At 26.6% G+C, this 23,677-nt stretch carries 34 protein-coding genes; 33 read left to right on the top strand and 1 reads right to left on the bottom strand.

The features are described from left to right. Positions 1–4 precede the first annotated feature (4 nt). The 9 genes from ACRC28_RS14335 (at position 5) to ACRC28_RS14295 (ending at position 6,376) form a co-directional block, all read left to right on the top strand. On the top strand, positions 5–736 hold the full coding sequence (locus ACRC28_RS14335; RefSeq protein ID WP_438544128.1) for a DUF881 domain-containing protein: 732 nt from the start codon (positions 5–7) through the stop codon (positions 734–736). A 92-nt stretch (positions 737–828) separates the two neighbouring features. Continuing rightward, positions 829–1,491 (top strand): YggS family pyridoxal phosphate-dependent enzyme, encoded by a 663-nt coding sequence (locus ACRC28_RS14330; protein ID WP_438544127.1) that lies wholly within the window; start codon positions 829–831, stop codon positions 1,489–1,491. Between the two features lie 12 nt (positions 1,492–1,503). Further along, entirely contained in the window at positions 1,504–1,974 is a 471-nt protein-coding gene (locus ACRC28_RS14325; RefSeq protein WP_438544126.1) for a cell division protein SepF, read from the top strand. Positions 1,975–1,983: 9 nt separating this feature from the next. Further along, positions 1,984–2,250 carry a YggT family protein gene (locus tag ACRC28_RS14320; RefSeq protein ID WP_438544125.1) on the top strand — a complete coding sequence of 89 codons (267 nt, stop codon included), beginning with the start codon at positions 1,984–1,986 and terminating at the stop codon, positions 2,248–2,250. Position 2,251: 1 nt separating this feature from the next. Beyond that, positions 2,252–3,016 carry an RNA-binding protein gene (locus tag ACRC28_RS14315; protein ID WP_438544124.1) on the top strand — a complete coding sequence of 255 codons (765 nt, stop codon included), beginning with the start codon at positions 2,252–2,254 and terminating at the stop codon, positions 3,014–3,016. Between the two features lie 13 nt (positions 3,017–3,029). Further along, positions 3,030–3,623, top strand: a complete 594-nt coding sequence (locus ACRC28_RS14310) for a DivIVA domain-containing protein (RefSeq protein WP_438544123.1) — start codon at positions 3,030–3,032, stop codon at positions 3,621–3,623. Between the two features lie 107 nt (positions 3,624–3,730). Beyond that, complete coding sequence (locus tag ACRC28_RS14305) at positions 3,731–4,648, top strand: RluA family pseudouridine synthase (protein ID WP_438544122.1); 918 nt, start codon at positions 3,731–3,733, stop codon at positions 4,646–4,648. A 12-nt stretch (positions 4,649–4,660) separates the two neighbouring features. Continuing rightward, positions 4,661–5,200 carry a bifunctional pyr operon transcriptional regulator/uracil phosphoribosyltransferase PyrR gene (pyrR, locus tag ACRC28_RS14300; RefSeq protein WP_438544121.1) on the top strand — a complete coding sequence of 180 codons (540 nt, stop codon included), beginning with the start codon at positions 4,661–4,663 and terminating at the stop codon, positions 5,198–5,200. A gap of 12 nt (positions 5,201–5,212) precedes the next feature. Further along, the gene (locus ACRC28_RS14295) at positions 5,213–6,376 is read left to right on the top strand and encodes a THUMP domain-containing class I SAM-dependent RNA methyltransferase (protein WP_438544120.1); all 1,164 of its coding nucleotides are present in this window, start codon (positions 5,213–5,215) and stop codon (positions 6,374–6,376) included. A gap of 57 nt (positions 6,377–6,433) precedes the next feature. Here ACRC28_RS14295 and ACRC28_RS14290 read toward each other — a convergent pair whose 3' ends face one another. Further along, positions 6,434–8,152, bottom strand: a complete 1,719-nt coding sequence (locus ACRC28_RS14290) for an Rqc2 family fibronectin-binding protein (RefSeq protein WP_438544119.1) — start codon at positions 8,150–8,152, stop codon at positions 6,434–6,436. 90 nt (positions 8,153–8,242) lie between these two features. On the opposite strand from ACRC28_RS14290, the gene dapF reads away from it, so the two are divergent. The 24 genes from dapF to ACRC28_RS14170 all read left to right on the top strand — a co-directional run bounded on the left by dapF (position 8,243) and on the right by ACRC28_RS14170 (position 23,579). Next, positions 8,243–9,061: a diaminopimelate epimerase gene (dapF, locus tag ACRC28_RS14285; RefSeq protein WP_438544118.1), complete on the top strand. Its 819-nt coding sequence runs from the start codon at positions 8,243–8,245 to the stop codon at positions 9,059–9,061. A 12-nt stretch (positions 9,062–9,073) separates the two neighbouring features. Next, positions 9,074–10,048 carry a hypothetical protein gene (locus ACRC28_RS14280; RefSeq protein ID WP_438544117.1) on the top strand — a complete coding sequence of 325 codons (975 nt, stop codon included), beginning with the start codon at positions 9,074–9,076 and terminating at the stop codon, positions 10,046–10,048. 64 nt (positions 10,049–10,112) lie between these two features. After that, positions 10,113–11,447, top strand: coding sequence for a GspE/PulE family protein (locus tag ACRC28_RS14275; protein WP_438544116.1), 1,335 nt, complete (start codon positions 10,113–10,115; stop codon positions 11,445–11,447). Next, a complete protein-coding gene (locus ACRC28_RS14270) occupies positions 11,448–12,476 on the top strand; it encodes a type II secretion system F family protein (protein ID WP_438544115.1) in 1,029 nt (342 codons plus the stop codon). Continuing rightward, on the top strand, positions 12,476–12,934 hold the full coding sequence (locus ACRC28_RS14265) for a pilus assembly FimT family protein (protein ID WP_438544114.1): 459 nt from the start codon (positions 12,476–12,478) through the stop codon (positions 12,932–12,934). The genes ACRC28_RS14270 and ACRC28_RS14265 overlap by 1 nt, the downstream gene beginning before the upstream one ends. Continuing rightward, entirely contained in the window at positions 12,915–13,352 is a 438-nt protein-coding gene (locus tag ACRC28_RS14260) for a hypothetical protein (RefSeq protein ID WP_438544113.1), read from the top strand. Before ACRC28_RS14265 ends, ACRC28_RS14260 begins: the two co-directional genes overlap by 20 nt. After that, complete coding sequence (locus ACRC28_RS14255) at positions 13,306–13,773, top strand: prepilin-type N-terminal cleavage/methylation domain-containing protein (RefSeq protein WP_438544112.1); 468 nt, start codon at positions 13,306–13,308, stop codon at positions 13,771–13,773. The genes ACRC28_RS14260 and ACRC28_RS14255 overlap by 47 nt, the downstream gene beginning before the upstream one ends. Next, a complete protein-coding gene (locus ACRC28_RS14250) occupies positions 13,760–14,233 on the top strand; it encodes a hypothetical protein (protein ID WP_438544111.1) in 474 nt (157 codons plus the stop codon). The genes ACRC28_RS14255 and ACRC28_RS14250 overlap by 14 nt, the downstream gene beginning before the upstream one ends. After that, the gene (locus ACRC28_RS14245) at positions 14,226–14,732 is read left to right on the top strand and encodes a hypothetical protein (protein WP_438544110.1); all 507 of its coding nucleotides are present in this window, start codon (positions 14,226–14,228) and stop codon (positions 14,730–14,732) included. The genes ACRC28_RS14250 and ACRC28_RS14245 overlap by 8 nt, the downstream gene beginning before the upstream one ends. Beyond that, a complete protein-coding gene (locus ACRC28_RS14240) occupies positions 14,732–15,121 on the top strand; it encodes a hypothetical protein (RefSeq protein WP_438544109.1) in 390 nt (129 codons plus the stop codon). The genes ACRC28_RS14245 and ACRC28_RS14240 overlap by 1 nt, the downstream gene beginning before the upstream one ends. Beyond that, the gene (locus ACRC28_RS14235) at positions 15,111–15,443 is read left to right on the top strand and encodes a hypothetical protein (protein WP_438544108.1); all 333 of its coding nucleotides are present in this window, start codon (positions 15,111–15,113) and stop codon (positions 15,441–15,443) included. Before ACRC28_RS14240 ends, ACRC28_RS14235 begins: the two co-directional genes overlap by 11 nt. Positions 15,444–15,673: 230 nt before the next feature. Then, positions 15,674–16,231, top strand: coding sequence for an elongation factor P (efp, locus tag ACRC28_RS14230; protein WP_438544107.1), 558 nt, complete (start codon positions 15,674–15,676; stop codon positions 16,229–16,231). A 66-nt stretch (positions 16,232–16,297) separates the two neighbouring features. Further along, positions 16,298–16,651, top strand: a complete 354-nt coding sequence (locus tag ACRC28_RS14225; RefSeq protein WP_438544106.1) for a CD1247 N-terminal domain-containing protein — start codon at positions 16,298–16,300, stop codon at positions 16,649–16,651. Between the two features lie 138 nt (positions 16,652–16,789). After that, a complete protein-coding gene (gene spoIIIAA, locus ACRC28_RS14220; protein ID WP_438544105.1) occupies positions 16,790–17,722 on the top strand; it encodes a stage III sporulation protein AA in 933 nt (310 codons plus the stop codon). After that, positions 17,695–18,213: a stage III sporulation protein SpoIIIAB gene (locus tag ACRC28_RS14215; protein ID WP_438544104.1), complete on the top strand. Its 519-nt coding sequence runs from the start codon at positions 17,695–17,697 to the stop codon at positions 18,211–18,213. The genes spoIIIAA and ACRC28_RS14215 overlap by 28 nt, the downstream gene beginning before the upstream one ends. Before the next feature lie 13 nt (positions 18,214–18,226). Beyond that, on the top strand, positions 18,227–18,424 hold the full coding sequence (gene spoIIIAC, locus ACRC28_RS14210) for a stage III sporulation protein AC (protein ID WP_438544103.1): 198 nt from the start codon (positions 18,227–18,229) through the stop codon (positions 18,422–18,424). Positions 18,425–18,433: 9 nt separating this feature from the next. Beyond that, positions 18,434–18,820 (top strand): stage III sporulation protein AD, encoded by a 387-nt coding sequence (gene spoIIIAD / locus ACRC28_RS14205; RefSeq protein ID WP_438544102.1) that lies wholly within the window; start codon positions 18,434–18,436, stop codon positions 18,818–18,820. Next, positions 18,817–20,007, top strand: a complete 1,191-nt coding sequence (spoIIIAE, locus tag ACRC28_RS14200) for a stage III sporulation protein AE (RefSeq protein ID WP_438544101.1) — start codon at positions 18,817–18,819, stop codon at positions 20,005–20,007. The genes spoIIIAD and spoIIIAE overlap by 4 nt, the downstream gene beginning before the upstream one ends. Before the next feature lie 4 nt (positions 20,008–20,011). Then, positions 20,012–20,593 carry a stage III sporulation protein AF gene (spoIIIAF, locus tag ACRC28_RS14195; protein WP_438544100.1) on the top strand — a complete coding sequence of 194 codons (582 nt, stop codon included), beginning with the start codon at positions 20,012–20,014 and terminating at the stop codon, positions 20,591–20,593. A 1-nt stretch (position 20,594) separates the two neighbouring features. Beyond that, a complete protein-coding gene (gene spoIIIAG / locus ACRC28_RS14190; protein WP_438544099.1) occupies positions 20,595–21,215 on the top strand; it encodes a stage III sporulation protein AG in 621 nt (206 codons plus the stop codon). A 26-nt stretch (positions 21,216–21,241) separates the two neighbouring features. Further along, positions 21,242–21,754, top strand: a complete 513-nt coding sequence (locus ACRC28_RS14185) for a SpoIIIAH-like family protein (RefSeq protein WP_438544098.1) — start codon at positions 21,242–21,244, stop codon at positions 21,752–21,754. 84 nt (positions 21,755–21,838) lie between these two features. Next, positions 21,839–22,225, top strand: coding sequence for an Asp23/Gls24 family envelope stress response protein (locus ACRC28_RS14180; RefSeq protein ID WP_438544097.1), 387 nt, complete (start codon positions 21,839–21,841; stop codon positions 22,223–22,225). Between the two features lie 88 nt (positions 22,226–22,313). Next, positions 22,314–22,718: a transcription antitermination factor NusB gene (gene nusB, locus ACRC28_RS14175; RefSeq protein ID WP_438544096.1), complete on the top strand. Its 405-nt coding sequence runs from the start codon at positions 22,314–22,316 to the stop codon at positions 22,716–22,718. A 12-nt stretch (positions 22,719–22,730) separates the two neighbouring features. Next, the gene (locus tag ACRC28_RS14170) at positions 22,731–23,579 is read left to right on the top strand and encodes a bifunctional 5,10-methylenetetrahydrofolate dehydrogenase/5,10-methenyltetrahydrofolate cyclohydrolase (protein WP_438544095.1); all 849 of its coding nucleotides are present in this window, start codon (positions 22,731–22,733) and stop codon (positions 23,577–23,579) included. Positions 23,580–23,677: the final 98 nt, after the last annotated feature.

Here is a 23,677-nt window from a genome sequence, read left to right as displayed (position 1 = left end):
AATGATGAAAAATGTGAGAGGAAAATTAGTTATTTTTATTTTATCTATATTATTAGGTATTCTAATTTCATTAAATTCAAATTTTGATGGAATTAAAAAATATTTTTCATTAAGTTATAGAGAATATAATGATGCAGCATTAGAGAAAAACACGTTGTATAAAGAAATTGAAAATTTAACTAAAGCTAATGAAAAAACAAAAGAATTAATAGATTCTTATAATGGTAATGACAGAAATGAAGAAGAAGTGTTGGCACTTATGAAGGAACAGATAGATGATTTTGGAATGTTAGATGGAAGTCGTGAAGTTGAAGGACCGGGTCTTAAAGTTACTATAAATGATGGGGATATTCATAATAAAGAAAACACTAATATAGAAATTTCTAATAAAATTTTTCATGATAGAGATGTTCAGCTAGTTATAAATGAGTTTAGAAAAGCTGGGGCAGAGGCTATAATGATAAATGATTATCGATTAACAGCAAACTCAGGGTTATCTTGTAATGGACCATTTATTATATTTGAAGATGATCATACGGAATATGCACCATTTAGTTTTTATGTAATTGGGAATCCGGATGAATTAGAGGCAGCAATATTATCAGAAGAAAGTCATATAAAGCAATTAGAGCTTAGAGAATTAGATGTAAAAATTGAAAAAAAAGATAAAATAAAAATGCCTGCAATGACAAATGTTAAAAAAAATAATTATATGCAAGGAATTGTAGAAAAATAATAAAAAATAGAATAAAATTTAATTATAAATAAAGGGATTTAGGAGTTTATAGAGAATATATAATTTAAGGTCATAACTATGGAGGCTTAGATATGGGTATAAAAGAAAATATATTTAAAATAAAAGAAGAAATAGGCGATGATGTAAAACTATTAGTTGTATCTAAAACAAGAAGTTTAGAAGAAATGGAAGAAGCTTATGAAGTAGGTGAAAGAGATTTTGCTGAAAATAAAGTTCAAGAACTAATATACAAAGAAGAAAACTTTCATAAAGATGTAAATTGGCATTTAATTGGAAAGCTTCAAACGAATAAGGTAAAGTATATAGTTGGAAAAGTAAGTTTGATACATTCATTATCTAGTATAAAATTATTACAAATGATAGAAAAAAAATTTGGTGAAGAAGATGAAATAGCAAATCTTTTGATTCAGATAAATATAGGGCGAGAAGAAGCTAAAAGCGGAATACTAGAAGAAGAATTAGAAGAATTAATAGAAGAAGTAGAAAAATGCAATTTTGTAAAAGTAAAAGGCTTAATGGTTATCATTCCACAAGGAGATGATGAATCAAATAGAAAATATTTCAAAAAAACTAAGAAACTATTTGATGAATTAAAGGAAAGAAAATTCAAAAATATAGTAATGGATACACTTTCAATGGGAATGACACATGATTATAAAATAGCCATAGAAGAAGGTTCTAATACTGTTCGTGTTGGCACTGGGATATTTGGTGAAAGAGATTATAGTAATTAGGAGGAATAAAAAATGTCAAACATGGTTTCAAAAATGAAGAACTTTTTCGGATTAGGGGATGAAGACGAGGATATAGAAGGATTTGAAAGAGAATATGAGGACAATGAATTAGTAGAAGAAAATGATGGGTATGAAGGAAATGAACCTGTTATAATTGGTGGAGGAAGACGAGATAAAGTTGTTAATATTCATAACAATGTAGCAGCTAAAGTTTTAATTACAAAGCCAACATCATATGAAGAATCTATGGAAATTTGTGATGCATTAACAAATAGAAGAATTGTTGTTATTAATACAGCAAATTTAGAAAATAAAACAGCTAGAAGATTATTAGACTTCATCAGTGGGGCATCATATGCATTAAAAGGTGATTTCCAAGAAATAGATAAGGGTGTATATATTTTATCACCATCAAATGTAGAAGTAACAAATGAATTAAAAAGTGAATTAACATCAAAAGCTTTATTTAACTGGAGCAAGTAGGTGAGATAGGTGTCTAGAATAATAATTACATTTATAGATACGTTATTTAACTTATTAGAAATATTTATATTAGCAGATGTTATTTTATCTTTTTTGAAAAATGTAAATATAGGTGGAATACGAGAATTTATTTCAGCGATTGTATCTCCAATACTTGCACCTTTTAGGATATTGCTTATAAAAATATTTGGGTATACACAAGTAGATTTTTCACCAGTACTTGCATTAATAGTATTAGATTTGTTAAAAAATCTATTGTTAAGGATATTATTTTAAAATGAAAAAAGATGAATTTTTAAAAAACTTTAAAGAAGAAGATAGAAATGAAGCAATGTCAGTTTATAATAAATTAACTTTAGCTTTAAATAAAGATATACCTGTATTTTCAACAGAGTTTTATACACCTAATATATGGAAAGTGTTAGAAGAAAAAATAAAGATAAAAGATTTTAAAATAGAAAGCTTTGGGATATTCAATGATGCAGAGAGACGAATTATAAGTTTTAACAATATCTATAGTATTGAGTACCCTATAAAAATTCTAAGAATAAAAAATAAGTCAAAGTTTAAAAATTTAACACATAAAGATTATTTAGGTAGCTTAATGAATTTAGGTATAAAAAGAAGTAAAATGGGTGATTTAATAGTAGAAAATGATTTTTGTTATGTTTGTGTATTAGAAGATATTGCAAATTATATAGAAATGAACTTAGCTAAAGTGTCTAGTTCAAGTTGTGAAGTAGATATTTTAGAAGAAGGCTTAGATATAAATCATAATTTTACAGAAGAAACAATAAATATCCAGTCGATGAGACTTGATTCAATTGTTTCTAAAATTACAAAAAAATCAAGAAGTGTTGCGGAAGACTTAATATCAAATGGAAGTGTTTTAATAAACTATTCTATATCTAGAGATAAAAGTAAAGAAATAAAGACAGATGATAGAATTACAATAAGAAAATATGGAAAATATATATTAGGGGATAAAAGCGGAAATACTAAAAGTGGGAAATTAAAAATAACTATAAAAAAATATACATAAGAGGTGTAGAAAAATGAAGTTAACTCCAATGGATATAAATAATAAAGAATTTAAAAAAGGATTAAGAGGATATAATCCTGATGAAGTAGATGAATTTTTAGATGAAGTAATTGAAAATTACGAAGAGTTATTTAAAGAAAATTCTAAAATGAAAGAAAGAATAACTGTTTTATCAGAACAAGTAGACCACTATGCTAAAATAGAAAGCACAATACAAAATACTCTTTTATTAGCTCAAAATGCTGCCGATCAAGCAAAAGATAGTTCACAAAAAGAAGCGGAACTTATAGTTAAAAATGCTAATGAAACAGCACAAAAAATAGTTGATAAAGCTCACAATGATGTTATTCAAATAAATGATGAATTCGATAAAATAAAACAAGAATTCATTAAATTTAGAGCTAAATTTAGAAACTTTATGAATACTCAATTAGAAACTTTTGATGATTTAGAGAAAGATTTAAATAAAAGTTATTCAATAGTTGCACCAGTTGAAGAATTTATGCCAAAAGAAGTGGCTTATGCAGAAGAAAAAAGAGTTAATGAAGCTGTAGAGACAGATAATTTAGATGAAATAAAAAGTTTTTTTGCAAGTGAAGCAGAATAAGATAAAAGTAAGGTTGACATTTAAAGAAAATGTCAACCTTTTATAGCTTTATTGTGAGAAAACGTGTATTATATTATAATTGAGAGAGAAAAAACGAGGTGTAAGAAATGGAAGAAAAACTTTTTGTAATAAATGAAGAAAATAAAGGAACAAGAATAGATAAATTCATAACAGAAGTTATGGAAGGAAAATCAAGATCATACATACAAAATATGATAGAAGAAGGATTTGTATTAGTTAACGATAAGGCTGTAAAAAGCAATTATAAGTTAAGAAATAAAGACATAGTAAAAACTAGTATAAAAGAGCCAGTTGAATTAGAAGTAAAAAAAGAAAATATAGATATAGATATTATTTATGAAGATAAGGATATTATAGTTGTAAATAAAGCTAAAGGAATGGTTGTACATCCAGCACCAGGAAATTATGAAGGAACTTTAGTAAATGCATTATTATATCATTGTACTGATTTATCAAGCATAAATGGAGTTATTAGACCAGGAATAGTTCATAGAATTGATAAAGACACAACAGGAGTTTTAGTAGTAGCTAAAAATGATGAAGCACATGTAAAGTTATCAGAACAGTTAAAAGAGCATAGTGTCAAAAGAGAATATTATGCATTAGTTCAAGGAAGAATAGCAAAAGATAAAGGAACAATAGATAGACCTTTAAGAAGAAGTAAAAAAGATAGACTTAAAATAGCAATTGCAGAAGATGGAAAAAAAGCAGTAACACATTATGAAGTTATTGAAAAGTTTAAAAATACAACACTTGTAAAATGTATATTAGAAACAGGAAGAACACATCAAATAAGAGTTCATATGGGATCTATAGGATATCCATTAGTTGGAGATCCTTTATACGGACACAAAAATCAGAAATTCAAAGAGGATGGACAAATGCTACATGCTAAAGTATTAGGATTTATTCATCCAGGGACAGGAGAATATATGGAGTTTTCTACAGAATTACCTGAAAATTATAAAGTTTTATTAGAAAATTTAAGAAAAGATAATGTTTAGGAGGAGTAAAAATTGAAATTAAAAGCTAATTTATTAGATGATAAAGCTATAAAAAGAAGTTTAATAAGAATATCTCATGAAATTATAGAAAGAAACAAAGGGGTAGAGGATTTAGTTTTAGTAGGAATTAAAAGAAGAGGATATCCATTAGCTAAAAGAATCTCAAAGCAAATAGAACAAATTGAGGGAATAAAAGTTGAAGTTGGATATGTTGATATAACTTTATACAGAGATGATTTAACTACAAACTTAGATAATCCTAATTTTAAAGGAACAGATTTAGGTGTAAATATAAAGGATAAGAAAGTTATACTAGTAGATGATGTTTTATATACTTGTAGAACTGTTAGAGCAGCCATAGATGCAATTATAGATGTAGGAAGACCGATAGGAATACAATTAGCTGTTTTAATAGATAGAGGCCATAAAGAGCTTCCTATAAGGGCTGATTATGTAGGGAAGAATATTCCAACATCAAAAGAAGAGGTAATTGGAGTTAAAATAGAAGAATTTGACGGAGAAGACTCAGTTAAAATATACGAGAAAGAATAAAAGGAGAAATGTATGGACTATAATTTAATAGCAACAACAACTTTTGGAATAGAAGGGATTACAGCAAAAGAACTTAGAGTTTTAGGATATGAAAATTTAAAATCAGAAAATGGAAAAGTATTCTTTAAAGGTAATGAAAGAGATATAGCAAGAGCTAACATTCATTTAAGGACAGCAGAGAGAGTTCTTATAAATATGGCAGAATTTGAAGCTAGAAGCTTTGAAGAGTTATTCCAAGGAACTAAAAAAGTAAAATGGCATGAATTAATTCCTCAAAATGGAATGATGCATGTAACAGGAAAATCAATAAAATCAACTCTTTATTCAGTTCCAGATTGTCAATCAATTGTAAAAAAAGCTATAATAACAAGTATGACGGAAGCTTATGGAACTACAGAATTTCCAGAAGACGGACCAATTTATAAAATAGAAGTTGCCATATTAAAAGATAAGGTAACTTTAAGTATTGATACTTCAGGAATAGGACTTCATAGAAGAGGATATAGAGAAAACTCAGGTGCGGCACCATTAAAAGAAACATTAGCAGCTGCAATGGTACTTCTTTCAAGATGGAAGAAAGAATATACATTAGTAGATCCATTTTGTGGTTCAGGAACAATTCTAATTGAAGCCTGTATGATAATGCAAAATATAGCACCAGGACTTAAAAGAAGATTTGTTTGTGAAACATGGCCAACTTTTGATAAAGAAGTAGTTGCAAAGGTTCGTGAAGAAGCTAAAAATGCCATAAAAGACGAAGAGCTAGACATTATAGGATATGATATAGATAAATGGGTTCTTAAGACTGCTAAAAATAATGCAATAAAAGCTGGTGTAGATAAGTGGGTTAAGTTCCAAGAAAACAACTTTTATAAATTTTCTAATAAGCATAAATATGGATTCATAATCTCAAATCCACCATATGGTGAAAGATTAAGTGAAAAAGAAGATGTTGAAATGTTAAACAGAAAATTTGGAAGACTTAAAAGAGAGTACGATACTTGGGAATTTAATATACTTACAGCTTATGAAAACTTCTATAAAACTTTTGGAGTTAAAGAAAGCAAAAACAGAAAATTATATAATGGAAAACTTAGATGTTATTACTATCAATATTTCCATAATGATAAAATTAAAAACGCAGGAGACACTGTTATGCAGTGCCTAATTAAATAAAATTAGAATTTGAATTTTTAAAAAAGCCTAAGTGATTTTTACTTAGGCTTTTTAATGTTATAATTTTTGTATTTCAAGGGCATTAAAATCACTAGGTTCAGTATAAAGAGTCCAATTTGTGTGATAAATAACCATACCCATTTTAGAACCAGTTGGTTTTTTTAGATTTTTAACAAAAGTATAATCTACTGGTACCTTTGTTCCAGTTTTAGCTTTGCTATAATAGGCTGCTATAACAGAAGCTTCTTCAAGAGTTTTGTCTAAAAGTTCATCGGTGCAAAGAATTACGTGAGAACCAGGAGCATCCTTTGTATGCATCCAAATCCAACTTTTCTTTGCAAATTTAAGACTTAAATAATCATTTTGAATATTATTTTTACCAACATAAATATCTATACCTTCAGATGAAATAAAGTGAAGAGGTTTAGATTTTTTATTGTTAGTCTTTTTTAATTTTTTAAATTTTAAATATCCTGTTTCCATAAGCTCAGATTTAATTTCATCAATTTCTCCATAATCTTCAATATTGTGAAGGTTTGTTAAAACTGAATTTAAATAACCTAATTCTGCCTCATTTTTTTGAAGTTGAATTAAAGCCTCTTCCTCTCCTTTTTTCATCTTATTATATTTTTTATAATAATTTTGAACATTTTGAGAAGGAGATTTGTTTATCTTTAAAGGAATCGTTATATCTTCTAAGCTTTCAGAGTAAAAGTTTTGAAGTGTAATTTCTTTCATTCCTTCCTTTATTGAATAAATATAAGATGTTAAAAGATCACCATATATTTTGAACTTTTCTTTTTCTTTCGAATCTTCTATTTGTTTAGTTAAGATTCTTTCTTTTTTTAAACATCTTTCAATATTAGTAGATATAAATCTCGATAAATCATTTGATTTATTATGAAGCCTATCTTGCTTATCTTTTTTGAAATAAAAATCTTCAATTAAAACTCCAGCATCATCATAAGGAATATAATTAAATCCTTCAAATTTTATAGAATGGAAATCTTTAAAGTTTCCATTTGAATCAGTAAAGATATAAAATTCTTTAGAATTTTGAAGTTCTAAAAATATATTTATACAAAAATTAAATAATAAATTTATATCTTTAAAGTCTATATTTGAAATTAATAATCTTTTTGTAAGCTCATGTGATAAAGGCTTACTAACTCCTGCAAAAATATCTGAAAAAAAGTTTTCATTTAAGTTTTCTAAAGTATTTACAAATGGAGTAAATTCATCTAAAGTAAAATTATAAGGATTTAATTTTTGAGATTTTGGGGGATATACATATGAAGTTCCTGGATATAAAACCCTAAAAGTATTTATATCAGGAGTTATATGTTTTATAGACTCCATAACCTTATTATCTCTTTTTCTAACAAGAGTAATATTTGAGTGTCGTCCCATAATTTCTACAATAAGTGAATATTGGCTATTAAATCCAAGTTCGTCATTAGAGGATATAAGAATTTCAACTATTCTATCTCCTTCTATTTGAGTAATATCTAAGATTGTACCTGAAATAAGGTATTTTCTAAGAACCATTGTAAAAAGTGGTGCAGTTAAAGGGTTATCCTTTTGAATGTTAGTAAGGTGAATTCTAGAAAACCTAGGAGAAGCAGAAATTAATAATTTTAAATTTTTACGATTTTTACGTACAGTTAAAATTATCTCATCTTTTTCAGGTTGATTTATTTTATCTATTTTTCCATCTATTAAACATTCTTTTAAATTAGAAACTAAACTATTTAAAAAAATTCCATCTAATGCCATAATATTATCCTTCTTTCTTATTTGAATATGTAAAGATAGTATAACATTAGATAGAATGATTTATCAATAAAAGTACTGTGAGGGATGAAAATGAATTTTGTAAAAATGCATGGAATAGGAAATGATTTTATAATAATAGAAGATTTAGAAAATAAAATAAAAAATGAAAGTGAACTTTCGAAAAAAGTTTGTCATAGAAGATTTGGAATTGGAGCTGATGGATTAGTTTTAATTAGAAAATCAGAAGAATGTGATAGACAAATGCTTATAGTAAATAGTGATGGTTCAATACCTAATATGTGTGGAAATGCTATAAGATGCTTTAGTAAATACGTTTACGATAAAGGAATAGTACAGGCTAAGGAATTTTCAGTAGAAACTGGAGATGGTAGAAAAGATATTATTCTTACTATAGAGAATGAGGAAGTTATAGGAATAAGAGTATTTATGGGGAAAGAATCTTTTGATGGAAAAGATATAAAGCTAAAGGATTCTATAGATAGGCTTATTAATTATAAGGTAACTGTAAAAGAAAAGGACATTGAGCTAAATTCAGTTTTAGTTGGTGTACCTCATACTATAGTAATAGATAATGAAGATAAGTTTTCTACAGAATTTGGACAAAATATAGAAAAATTAGATTTATTTAAAGAAGGAACAAATGTAAATTTCATAAAAATAATAGATAGAGAAAAGATTGTAGTTAGAACTTGGGAACGTGGTGCAGGAGAGACGCTTGCGTGTGGAACAGGAGCTTGTGCAAGTGCAAAAATGCTAAATACATTAGGATTAGTAGATAATAATGTTGAAGTTAGCTTACCAGGTGGGAAATTGAAGATTGAATTAAAAGAAGAAGGAATATATATGATAGGACCAGCAGAATATATATGCAAGGGGGAGCTATTATAGAAGGAACTAAAAATGAAGAAAAGAAAAATTGTATTTTTAGCTTTAGGGGCTATATGTAGTATTGCATTATTTGGATGTGCAGAAAAAGAGAAGATAGAGAGTTTTCAAAAAATAGAAGTTTTAGATGGAGCTATAATTGAAAAAGACAAAGATGAATATTATAATCTGAATTTAAAGGATAGAAAATATACTAAAAACAATGATAATGTTGTTGTACTAGAAGATACTTTAAAAAGCCAGTTAATATTTGAAGAGGGAAAACACTATATTTTATATAATAATAAAAAAGTAGAAATTCCAGATGGAAAGTATAATAGCTTAAATTTGTCAGCTAATGGTTCATATTTAGCATATATGGTATATGAAGATGGATATAATTTAAAGATAATTGATGTGGAAAATGATAGAGAAAAAGAAATAAATTCAAAGGTTAGAGTATCAGGAACATTTTTTGATTTTATTGATGACTATACATTAGTTTATTATGGAATATCAGAAGACAATAAAAATGGGATATTTACATATAATCTAAAGGAAGAAAGAGAAACACTTGTATATGAATTAAAAGAAGGATATATAGAGTTTTTAAAAGTTATAAAAGATAAAGTGATTTTTTTAGAGCAAAAAGACGAAGAAAAATCATTAAAGGAATTTGATATAAAAAATAAAAATACAGAAATGATAAGCAATGAAGTTAAATTTGTTTATGATATTGAAGAAAATAAAGAAGAATATTTTTTATTAGGAAATATAAGAGGAAATGGTGAATCTTTATATAAATTAAATAAAGATGGTATAAGTGAACGATTAGTATATGATTTTCCTAGAAAAATAGATATGAAAAAAGGCTTAAGCAAAACAAAGGAAGAGGGAATTTTATTTATTGGAAATGAGCATAACACAAACAATGTGTATGAATACAAAGAAAATGAAATAAAATTAATAACAGAAAAAGAAGGAATATATGAATTTGTAAAAAAAGACTAAGAAAATTAGTCTTTTTTTTGTATATTTTTTATCTAAATGACAAGAATTTAGATAGGAGGGGATTATGAGAGAAAAAATAAAACTTATAAATTTTAAATACGTTGAAAAATTAACTTTAGAGAAATGTAGAGAACTAGAAGTGATTCCAATTGAAAGAAATAAAAAAGTAATTATATTGTGTAAAGAAATGAATGAAGAAGTTAAAAGAAAGTTAGAACTTATTTTTGATGAAATAGAAATAGAATTTATAGAAAAAAATGAGTTTGAAAATTTAAGTAAAATAATATTTATAGATAATGAAAATTTAGAAGATGAAATCATTGGAAGAGCTATTCTTGATGAAGCAAGCGATATACATTGTGAAATAGAGAAAACAGGAGTCAACATAAAATACAGAATCGATGGATTGTTAAACTTAAGATATAAAATATCTAAAGAAAACTATAATAAATTTCTATCTAGAATAAAGATAAAAAGCAATTTAGATATTGCAGAAAAAAGACGAGCTCAAGATGGAAAACTTAAATTTGAAATTCTAGATAAAGAAATAAATCTAAGAGTATCTATAGTTAATACTATTAATGGAGAAAAAGTCGTAATAAGAATTTTAAAAGATACACTTATAGAAGGAGACTATAAAGATTTAATAAATGTAAAAAAACAAATAGAAGTCTTAGATAAAATAGTAAAAAAGAAAAACGGATTGGTAATTATAAATGGACCAACAGGGTCTGGTAAATCAACAACTCTTTATTCTATTTTAGAAGTTAGTAAAAAAGAAAGTGTTAATATAACCACTATAGAAGACCCCGTTGAGGTAACTATTGAAGGAATAACACAGCTTCAATTAAATAAAGAAATTGGATTAGATTTTACAACTTCTCTAAAATCGGTTTTAAGACAAGATCCAGATATTATAATGATTGGTGAAATTAGAGATAAAGATACAGCTAAAATAGCGGTAAGGTCAGCAATAACAGGACATAAAGTATATTCAACGCTACATTCTATATCAGCACTAGAGGTTTTTTATAGATTAAAAGATTTAGGAATTGAAGAAGGAATATTAAGGCAAGCTTTAGTTGGAATAGTATCTCAAAAACTTATTAGAAAATTATGTGATAAGTGTAAAAGAAAATTAGAAATAAAAATTAATAATAGAATTATTAAAGTTTATGAAAAAGAAGGTTGTATAGATTGTGGATATACTGGTAATAAAGGAAGAGTTTTAGTATCACAAGTGTACAAATTAGATAGAGATTTTAAATTTTCTAAATTAGAAGAAAATAAAGAGTACTATTCTAATTTAGAGATGAAGGAAGTGGCATTAGAATATTTAGAAAATGGAGAAATTGCATATTCAGATTATTTAGAGTTTATAGAGGAGCAAGATGGATAAGTGGATAGAAAAATATCTTATAAGAGCCTTTGGATAATAGCATATAATTTATCAAAATTATATAGAGATGGTATTGGAATAGTAAAAGCATTCGAACTATTAGAGGAATTACCATTAAAGAAAAGATATAAAGAAAGTTTGAAACTAGCAAAAAAAAGTATAGAGAAAGGAAATGGCATTAGTGAAAGCTTTTCTATGTCAAGAGAATTATATCCAAGCTTTTTTATAAGAATGATAAAGCTTGGAGAAGAAACAGGAAATCTTGAAAAGGTTTTAGAGAGTTTAGGGAAATATTATAAAAGTAAAGAAGAGTACAAACAAAAAACTATAGAAAGTTTAATATACCCACTTTTTATCTGTATATTTTTATTTTTTGGAATAATAGCTACGTTTTTATTTCTTATTCCAATGGTTGGGGACTTGATTTCTAATTTTGAAGAATTACCAGTTATAACAAAAGTTGGACTGAACGTATCAGAATTTTTAAATGAAAATAAAATAATAGGTTTGATGTATATAGTAATGATAATGATTATATTACCAGGAAGTGTATTTTATTTGAAAAAAGATGAAATAAAAAATTTTCTTAAGGAAAAAATTAAAATTTTAAAAAAAAGAAGAGAATACAGAATTCTTGTAAGTATAAGTGTTTTAGTTGAAAGTGGAATAAATATTAAAGTAGGAGTCGAATATTTAATTGAGACTGAAGATAAAGAAATGAAAGAAGCCTATGTGATTTTTAGAGATGAACTTGAAAAAGGAATGACAATAGAAAAGGCTTTAAGAAAATCAAATAAAATAAGTGAATATTCATTAGCCATAATTAATATAGGCGAAGAAAGTGGTAGTTTAGATAAAAGATTAAAGAAGCTTGTTCAAGAATTAGATGAGGAAAATAAGAAAATAGAAAAAAGGTTGATGAATAGTATACAACCTATAGCAATTCTTACAGTAGGAGTTTTCTTCTTATTATTTGTAGTAACTTTTATAGTACCAATAATTAAAAGTGTTTATGGAGTTATAAATTGATGAAAAAAGGATTTACAGTAATAGAAATGATGGTAGTTTGTAGCATTTTAGCAGTAGGTGTAATTACAATTGACATTGGAACTAAATATATACAAGACTATAGAATAAGAGCAATAGAAGAAGGATTTTTAAATGAGATATACAGTCTTATAAATTATGGTAGAGAAAAGTGCATAGCACTAGATAAACCAGGAGAAATAAGAGATTTTAAAAATAACGAAGGGATTATGGAAATTTCATTTGATATACATGGAGATAAAAAAGGAGAAAAAATAATAAAAGTACCAAAAGAAATTAGATACGAGCAACATTTAAATTTAAGTATTGATAATAATGGGAATCTAAAATCTATGACTTTAGAATGGCGAGGCAGAGAATCTAATAATAGCTATGAGATGCGTATTGGAGTTGGAAATAATACGATAAGGATATATGTGAATGGAGAAGAAAAAAGGTAATTCAATAATTGAGGTAATGGTGGCACTTGGAATAATATCAATGGCGTTAGTACTTGTAGGAATAGGGATTAATAAATTTGTATTTATAATTAATGAAGAAAAAAATATAGAGAGTGTAGAAAATATTTTGGAAATAATAGAAAAGGAATTAAAATATGAAACAAATCTTTGTGAGTTGAATGAGAAATTTAAAGGGAATGGAAGTATATATTTCGATACAAATACATCTTTTCAAGAAGAAATATTAAGTAAAGATATACTAGAGATGGCTAGTGAAAAGGTTAAAGATATTGAAGTAAAAAAAGAAGGAAATTTAAATACAGGATTAAAGCTTAAAATTATATATATAAAGGGAGATTATGAAAAGGAATTTGAAAAAGAAAAATGGATGGAAGAGCAAGGGATATACATTAATTGAAGTCTTAGTGTGTATGAGTATAAGTTTAAGTATAATACTTCTTATTGGGAAAGGGGTTATAGAAATAGAGAACTTAACCAAGATGGCTAATGAAAAAGTGTTTAATAGGAATGTTGCTAAGGGAGTAGAGATAAATATAAAAAAGCATTTAATAGAAGAAAATAACTTATATTATGGAATTGAAAAAAATAGATTACAAATATACAGAAGGTTAGGGAATGCTTTATCACCAGTAAAGGATGAACTTTATGTTGTTGATGAAAAATTATACTTAAAATATTTTAGAGAAGAAGAAGGAAATATAAATGGATATGAAACACTTCTTTCTCATAATATTGATGAATTTAATATTGTAAAAAAAGAAAATTCACTTTATATAGTGATTAGTATAAAAGGAGAAAAAATTTATGTATGCATATAAAAAGAAAGGTAATATTACGGTGGTAGCAAGTGTGTTTTTAGTCATGAGTTTGGTGTTTTTTTGTGGGATTTTTAAGCTGATAAAATATAGCATATATGGAACGGAGGATTTAATTATATATAGAAGTGGGATTGAATTTGAAGAAAAAAGAGAAAAAATAATAAAAGTATTACAAGAATATTCTAATATGACAGATATGGAAGAAGAAAAGGTATATGAATATAAAAATAAGGAAATAGAATTGGAACTAGCGAGCTTATATAGGGTGGAAAATTTAAAGATAAGCTACAAAGGAAAAGTTGCAGAGATAGGGTATAGAAATAAAGATACAAAAAAGGTACAAAAAATAAAGGTTTATAGAGAGAAAATGAAGGTGTGTGAATGTGAAAAGGAATTTTGTGATTTTGATAGTGAAAAAATAATATTAATTCCACAAAAAGGAGTAAAGAAAAATGTTTAAAAGAAAGATTGTATTGATTAAGGAAAATGAGGTGATTTTAGGTCGAGAAAAAACAACATATGAAAAGTTATGTAAAGTAATTAAAGAAAAAGAAAGAGTGGTTTTTGTTATATTAAATAAAAATATAATCATTAAAAAAGTGAAAACAAAAAATATAGAGGTAGTGCACAAATTTATAGAAGATGAGCTTTTGAAATATAATAGCCAGTATTTAATACACTTTGAAAAAATAAGAGGGGAAAATTCATTTATAGTTTATGCAATAAAAACAAATGAGTTAATAGAAAAAATAACAGAAAGATTTGTTAATTTGAAGGTATTACCTATAGAAATATTTATTAAAGAGATTTTGAAAGAAGAGGGAAGCTATAAGATTGGATTTATGGATAGAAAATATAATATAAGGGTGGATAATAACATAGTTTATACAGATATAAATGAAGAAAATTTTAAGGAGGGAAAACTTGTAATAACTAGGGAAAGGGGAAAGATTATTTAGTGATCAATGATAAGTTATATAAGCAGTTTATATCAAAAGAAAATTATATAAAGAAGAAAAAAGAAAAGGATAAAAAAGAGAATAGTATATTAATAATTATTTTAGTAATTAATATTATTATATCCTTTAGAGTAGTTGCTATATTTAATAAAAAAGACAAAGAGGAAGAAATCCAAATTGAATATAATGAAAAAGAAAATTTGATTCGTTGGATTGAACAGCTAGATGAGAATGTAGAAAAAGCAAGAATAGATAAAGGGAGAGGTGAGATAATTGTGAGTAAAGAAAATATTAATGAAATGTTAAATAAATTTGAAATAGATAATATACAATTAGAAAAAGAAGAACTTGCAAAGTTAAAAGTTAGAGGACTAAAATATGGGGACTAAAGATAAAATATGCATAATATTAATGGGGATAATGTTTTTACAAGTATTATATATAATAAAAAATGATAAGAAAAAAGTAGAATATGTAGAGGTAATGCAAAAAGGTGAAGTATCGGATATGTATGAAACTTTAGCGAGGTATGAGGGTATAAAGGTTCTAGAGATAAAAAATAATTTAAATGAAACTATTGGGGAAGTTGAAATTACTGGACATAAAGATAATATTATAAATAAAATAAATAGTATTGAGCAATATAAAATAATAGATTATGATATCTCTTTTTCAGAAGAATTATTAAAAGTAAATATTGAGATAAAATAGAGGTATAAAAAATAAGAAAAGAAGGGATAATATAATTAGATAAGTAGTTACAAAACTAACGATTAATTATCAAAAAGAAAAATATCTAGTAAATTAACTTACTTAGGAATTGCAATTAAGTTAGGATTTTGATAAAATATCATTGTTATGTCAGAAGAAACCAAAATATGATTATAATTGATATATAATATGTTATTGGATTTGAATTTATACTTTTGGAGGGATATTTTATGATATCAGCAGGAGATTTAAGAAAAGGTACAACTTTTGAGAACGAAGGACAAGTTTTTACAGTTGTAGATTTTTTACATGTTAAACCAGGAAAGGGAGCAGCTTTTGTTAGAACAAAATTAAGAAATGTTATATCAGGATCTGTTACAGATACAACTTTTAACCCAACAGCTAAATTCCAAGAAGCTGTAATTGAAAGAAAAGAAATGCAATACCTTTATAATGATGGTGAATTATACTATTTCATGGATGGAGAAACTTACGAGCAAATTCCATTAAATCTTGAAAAAGTAGAAGAGGCAATAAAATATTTAAAAGAAAATATGTTTGCTATAATCAAATTCTACAAAGGTGATGCATTCTCAGTAGAAGCACCAAACTTTGTTGAGTTATTAATAACTCACGCTGAGCCAGGAGTTAAAGGAAATACTGCAACAAACGCTTTAAAACCAGCAACACTTGAGACAGGAGCTATTGTAAATGTACCTATGTTTGTAAACGAAGGTGACACAATTAGAGTAGATACTAGAACTGGCGATTACATGGAAAGAGTTTAATAAGTTGTATTTATTGCTAAGTTCGTATGAACTTAGCAATTTTTATTAATAAGGAAGTGAAAAAGAATGAAAGAAATAAGAGAGGATATTAAGCTTATAAAAGAAGAGATATCAAAAAAAGATGATGATATAAGTTTAAAGTTCGCAGATGTTTTAGAGAAATTAGTAGATAAAGTTGAGGAAATACTAGTTAATCAAGAAGCTATGGATGAAAACATAAGATTTATGGATACTGATATATCAGGAATTCAGGATGAATTATTTGAAGAAGTAACATTTGAAGACTTAGAAGATGTATCTGACGAATATGAAGAAGTTAAGTGTACTCATTGTCAGAAGCCAATTTTTATAGAAAAAGATGTAATTGAAAAAAATGAGGAAGTAAAGTGTCCTTACTGTAAAAAGAATATATTTAAGTAAAAAGAAGCCTAATTTAAAATTAGGTTTCTTTTTTTTGAAAATAAATTTAAAAAAAGTAATATTTACATAACTATTGAAATATTAATTATATAAGAAAATATAAAAAACAAATTTACAGGAGAGGAGGTTGTATGGAGTTTGTATAACAAAGAAGAGATTATGACAATATTTCCAGAGGGAATTAGAGAAAAATTAAAAGATTACAAAAGAGAACATATTCAGGAGATACGGTTAAAAATTAATAAGCCTCTTATAGTATATAAAGGTGATGGAGAAGCAGTTTTAGATTATTTTGTAAAAGCAGATGAGATTAGATATATATTGAAAAGAATATCATCATATTCACTATATGCTTTTGAAGAAGAGATAAAGCGAGGGTTTATAACAATTAAAGGTGGGCATAGAGTAGGGCTTGCAGGTGAATGTGTTATGGATGGAGATAAGGTTAGAACTATAAAGAACATAAGTTCTATAAATATTAGAATAACAAGAGAAATATTAGGCTGTGGTAAAAAGATATTACCACATATAGTAGTAGATAATGAGGTGTTAAATACAATAATTGTTTCACCTCCTAAATGTGGGAAAACTACAATACTAAGAGATTTATCTAGAGTGATTTCTAATGGAGATATAGACTTTAGATTAAAAGGGAAAAAGGTTGTAGTTATAGATGAGAGGAGTGAAATTGGGGCATCCTTTGAGGGAATTCCACAAATGAATGTGGGAATAAGAACTGATATTTTAGATAACTGCTATAAAAAAGAGGGCATACTTATGGCAGTAAGGTCATTATCACCAGAGGTTATAATATGCGATGAAATAGGAAGAGAAGATGAGGTTAAAGAAATAAAAAATGCCTTTAATTCGGGAGTGAAATTAGTATTTTCAGTTCATGGAAGTGACTTAGATGATATATACAAGAAAAAAGAGATAGCAGCACTTTTAAATGAAAGAATAATAGATAGAGTAATTACATTAAAGAGTGAGAAAAATAAATTTTTAATTGATAAAGTTTATGTAAGGTTAGGAGACGATTTTAAGTGTTTAAGTATTTGTGGCTCATTTTAGTTTTTATTTTTTGCAGTTACACAGGATTTCAAATTGGAAGAAGATACTTTAAAAGATATAGAAATTTAGTAGATGTTAACAAGTATATTGTGATGCTACAAAATGAAGTGTTATATAAAAATACAGCAATTCCAGAAGCATTAGCTGAAATAAGCATAAAAAGTGAAGATTCATTTTCGCTAGTGTTATCTAAAGTATCTACTGAACTTAAATTAGGTGAAAAACAGAGTGTATATCATGCATTCAAAGAAGTGTATATAAATGAAAAAAACAATTTTTATTTTGAAGAAGATGATGAAAAAGTAATAGGGGATTTTTTAAGAGGACTTGGAGAATCTGGAATCTATGGTCAAGAAAAAATATTTGAAATGGCAAAAATAAATGTAGAAAAAAATATTAAGGAAGCAGATGAAATATCAAAAAAAAATTCAAAAATGTACAGTTATTTAGGAGTTTTGATAGGAGCAATGTTAGTGATATTTTTAATTTAATTAGGAGGAAAATATGTTAGATGTAAGTTTATTATTTAAATTAGGTGGAATTGGAATTTTAATGGTGGTATTAGATAAAGTTTTGAAAAGTAGTGGCAAAGATGATGTAGCAATGATAACCAATTTAATAGGGATAGTAATTATGTTGATTATGGCTGCAAGTATGATTGGAGAATTATTTCAAACTGTAAAAACTACATTTATGTTATAGGAGGAAGATATGCTAATAATAAAAATAGTGGCATTTGCATTTGTAGCTCTTTTTATGTTTCTTTTCTTTAAGGGGAAGAGGGATGATATAGCAATACTTATCTCATTAATTGCAGGAATAGCTATCTTAGGAATAGTTATCTTGCAATTAGGAGAAGTAATAACATTCTTTAAAGATGTAGCTAATAAAGCAGGAATGGATATTGTTTATATAGGAATAATTATGAAAATAATTGCAATAGCATTTCTAACTTCTTTTGCAAGTGAAATTTGTAAGGATGCAGGGGCAAATTCAATAGGAGGAAAAATAGAATTAGCAGGAAAAGTAGGGATTCTTCTTTTAGCAATACCAATATTAATGGCTGTGCTAGATTCTATTTTAAAAATAGTGGAATGAAAAAATTAAAGAAAATTTTTTTGTTGGTAATGCTTTTAGGGGCGTTCCATATAAGTGTGAATATAGAAGTTGCTTTTGCAAATGAAGGGGAAAAAATAGAGTCAACTGAAGAAATAAAAGAAGAGTCAGAAAAGAATTTGAATAAACTATATGAATATATAAATAATATGAAAACTGATAACGAACTTTTAAATGAGTTAGATCCAGAAGGATTTATTCAAAGCTATATAGAAACAGGGCAAGGGAACTTAACAATAAAAGACTTAGGTTTAGTGATAGTAAATTTATTATTTAAAGAAGTAAAGGTTGTTTTAAAACTCGTAATATCAGTTGTAGCAATAGCCATATTGTGTGCACTTCTTAAAAATTTAGAAGATGCATTTAAAAATGAGAGTGTGTCAAATATAGCTTTTTATGCGTGTTATTCAGTGCTTATTATAATTTTATCAAGAAGTTTTTTAATATCAATAGATGTAGCCTTAGAAGCAATCAAGAGTATAACAGATTTTATGAGTGCATTGCTACCAATATTAGTTACAATGATAGCTATAGCGGGTGGGTTTGTACAAGCAGCCACAATGGATCCAATTGTGTTAGGGTCTGTAGTTTTGATACCCCAAGTATATAAATTTGTAATTATACCACTTATATTAATGAGCTTTGTATTGAAATTTGTAAATAATTTATCAAATGAGCATAAAATAGATAATTTATGTAAGCTTGTAAGTCAAAGTGTATTGTGGATACAAGGAATAATAATAACAGTATTTATAGCAATGCTTACTATAAGAGGAATAACTGCAGATACAATGGATGCAGTAGCATTAAAAACAACGAAATTTGCTATAGATAACTTTATTCCAATTGTGGGAAAAGCTTTTTCAGATGCCATTACTTCAGTGGCAGGATATTCCTTAATAATTAAAAATGCAATTACAGGAATAGGTCTAGTAGTATTAGTTTTAATATTGATATATCCAATAGTAAAATTAGTTGTAATGACATTTATATATAAAATATCAGCATCTTTAATAGAGCCTATAAGTGATAAAAGAATAACAAGTTCATTAGCTATGGCTGGAGATTCTTTAATGCTTTTAACATCATGCTTAATTAGTATAAGCATTATGTTCTTTATTTTACTAGGTATAATGGCATCAGCTGGAAAATTTATAGTTGGAGGATAGTATTATGGAAATTATAAAAGAATTTGTAATTACATTAGTTAGTACAATTGTATTGATAACAGCAGTTGAATTAATACTTCCAGATAACAGTATGAAAAAATATAGCAAGTTTATATTAGGAACTATGTTAATAGGAGTTATTTTAACACCTATCGTAAAGTTTTTAACTAATGGTGAAGATGCAATAATTCAAACTATTGTTAGTTATGATAACAAAAATATAAAGGAAGAAAAAGATAAAAACAAAGTTAATGATGTAAATAATATGAAAAAAGAAGCCTTTGAAAAAAATCTTTCAAAGAATGTAGATAGTATTTTAGAAAAAGAATTTGATGAATATAAATTTTCAAATGAAATAGAATGCGAAGTAGATTTTGAAAAAATAGAATTTAATATAAAAAGTATAGTTGTTTATGTAAGAGATGGAGGGGATGTAAAAAAAATAAAAGAGGTTGAAAAGGTGACAATAGATAAAAAAAGTGAAGTAAAAACTGATAAAAAGTATGAAAACATCAGAAAGTATTTATCTAAAGAACTAGATATAAAAGAAGAGAAAATTAAAGTGGTAGATGAAGGAGGGGTATAAAGTGGATTTGAAAAAGGTTAAAGATGAATTAAAAAAAATGATGAAAGATAAGAAATTTAATAATTTACTTATTATCGTAATAGTGCTTGGGATAATAGTTTTAGTTGGATCAGTATTCTTAGATAAAAAAGAAGGAAAGAAAGATGTGGGAAATGGTGCTTTAAATGTGAATGCTAAAGAAGCAAATGAAAGTGACACAGTATTAAGCAAAGACGCATATGAAAAAGAACAAAAAGAGCAATTAGTATCTATTTTAGAAAAAATGGATGGTGTTGGGAAGGTGGATGTTGTTATTACTTTTGAAAGTGGGGAAGTTAAAGTTCCAGCATATGATAATAATACACAAACTACAGTTACAGAAGAAGAGGATAGTAGTGGGGGAAAAAGAACAAATGAACAAAAGAATGATGGGAGCAAAGTAGTTATGTCAAGTGGTGATGGAGGGAATGAGCCATTTGTAACAAAAATATATAAGCCAAAAGTACAAGGGATAATGATAATAGCAGAGGGTGCTGAGAATAGTAAAACAAAATATAATATTGAAAAAGCAGTTTCTGATTTATATAATTTATCTTTTGATAAAGTAAATGTATATCCTATGGGAGATAAGCATATAAATTAATAAGTAAAATAAAAGGAGGAATAAAAATGTCATCAAAACAATTTGGAATTATTTTTACATTAGCGGGGTTAGTAATCTGTGTGGGGCTTTTATCAATTAAATTAAATTCAGAAGGGTTAAGATCACCAGAAGATTTAGCAGCTGCTGCAATAGAGGGAGAGAAAAATACAGATAAAGAAGTAAATAAAGAAACTGAGGAAGATTTTTTCTATAGTGCAATAAGTGAGAGAAATAGAGTAGATGCTGAAGTTATCGCAAATTTAACAGCTGTAGTAGAAGATAAAAATACAGCAGCAGATGTAAAGAAAAATGCACAAAATGAATTATTAAACAAAACAAAAGTTAAGGATAGTGAAAATAGAATAGAAATTAATATTAAAAATAAAGGATTTAAAGAAGCGCTTTGTTATATTGAAGGTGATAAAGCTAAAATATATGTAAAAGGTGAAAGCATAAATCAAGAACAAAGCAGAGAGATAAAAGAAGTTGTTCAAAACATAGCTGGAATAACAAACTTAACAATAGAGGTAAAAAAATAATACATTGTAATGTAAATTTATATTTGTTATAATAAACATAAGATAAATAGTTTTGAAATTTCAGAACTTAGGAGGTTTGGTTTCATGGAAAAATTAAATGACAATAATGTTGGAGTAGTAAAAATTTCTGATGAGGTTGTTAGTGTTATAGCAGGAATTGCTGCTGAAGAAATAGATGGAGTTTTAGAATTTCAACATGGAGTAACAAGTAATATTTCACAAATGCTTAAAGGAAAAAAGAAATCTTCTGGGAAAGCTGTTAAAGTTACACTAGAAGAAGAGAGAGCAAAAATAGAGCTTGCAGTTACTGTAAAGTATGGGGTGAAAATATTAGACGTAATAGGTCAAGTTCAGGAGAATGTTAAAAGAACTGTTGAAGCAATGACAGGTCTTGAAGTAAGCACTGTAGATGTTTATGTACAAAATATTTACATTGAAAAAGAACATGACAAGGAAGTAAAAGAAAAGTAGTATCACCCTCTGTTATACAGAGGGTGTTTCCTTGTTTAATATATAACAAAAAGCGTGCTACAAAAGTAGCCTAATCTAGGAGGAAGAAATGAGTAGAAAATTATCAAGAGAAAAAGCAATGGAATTAGTATTTAGTATGATGTTAAGTGGGGATAGTCATGTCGAAGCAGTAGAAACATTTGTTGATAATTATGAAGGGAATATTGAAGAGTTAGATTTAGATTACATTAAAGATGTATTAAGAGGAATCGAAGAAAATAAGGCTTACATAGATGAATTATTAGAAAAAAATCTTCAAAACTGGAAATTAAATAGAATTTCTAAAGTTAACTTAGCAATTTTAAGACTAGGTACATATGAAATGAAATTTAGAGAAGATGTTCCTGCTAAAGTTGCCTTAAATGAAGCAATCGATTTAACTAAAAAGTATTCTGATTATAAATCAAAAACATTTGTAAATGGAGTTCTTGATAAAATATTAAACGAAAAATAGGAGTGGTATTTAATGGAGAATATAATAGATGGGAAAAAAGTAGCACTAGAGATTAAAAATGAAATAGAAGAATATGTACAATTGAGAATGAAAAATAATAAAATTGTTCCTAAAATAGCATCTATATTAGTTGGAGATGATATGGGGTCTAAATATTATCAAAATAGTCAAGAAAAAGTAGCTACTTCATTAGGTGTAGAATTTCTAAAAATACAAATGAGCAAAGATGTAAAAGAAAAAGACATTATAGAGAAAATTGAATTTTTAAATAATGAAAAAAGTATAAGTGGAATTGTGCTTTTATTACCTTTGCCAAAAGGAATAAATGAAAAAAATGTAGTAAATAAGATTTCAGCTAAAAAAGATATTGATTGTTTAACATATGAATCAGTAGGAAAATTATATTTAGGTGATGACACATTTATTCCATGTACGCCACTGTCTGTTATAACTCTATTAGAAAAATACAATATAGAATTAGAAGGAAAAGAAGTTGTAATAATCGGAAGAAGTAATATAGTAGGTAAACCACTTCTGCAATTATTACTAAATAAAAATGCAACGGTAACTGTGTGTCACTCAAAAACAAAGGATTTAAAAGAAGTCTGTAAAAGGGCAGATGTTTTAGTAGTGGCAATAGGAAAACCTAAATTTATAACTAATGAATATATAAAGAAAGATGCTATTATAATAGATGTTGGAACTTCAAGCTTAAATGGAAAAATAACTGGAGATGTAGATTTTGAAGTTGTTAAAAATAATGCAAAATTAATTACACCAGTACCAGGTGGGGTTGGAGCATTGACTACAGCATTGTTAGTTAAAAATAGTTGTGAGGCTTTAGAAAGATATGAAAATTAAAGTTTTAGATGTATCTGAGGTTAATAATTATATAAAGAAAATCACTGAAAATGATTTTATATTAAATAATCTCTCTGTAAAAGGAGAGATTTCTAATT

Origin of the sequence: Clostridium sp. (assembly GCF_051650885.1) — a bacterium.
GTDB lineage: Bacteria > Bacillota > Clostridia > Clostridiales > Clostridiaceae > Clostridium.
The sequence above is the reverse complement of the archived record's forward strand: the minus strand, read 5'-3'. Positions and strand labels throughout refer to the sequence as shown.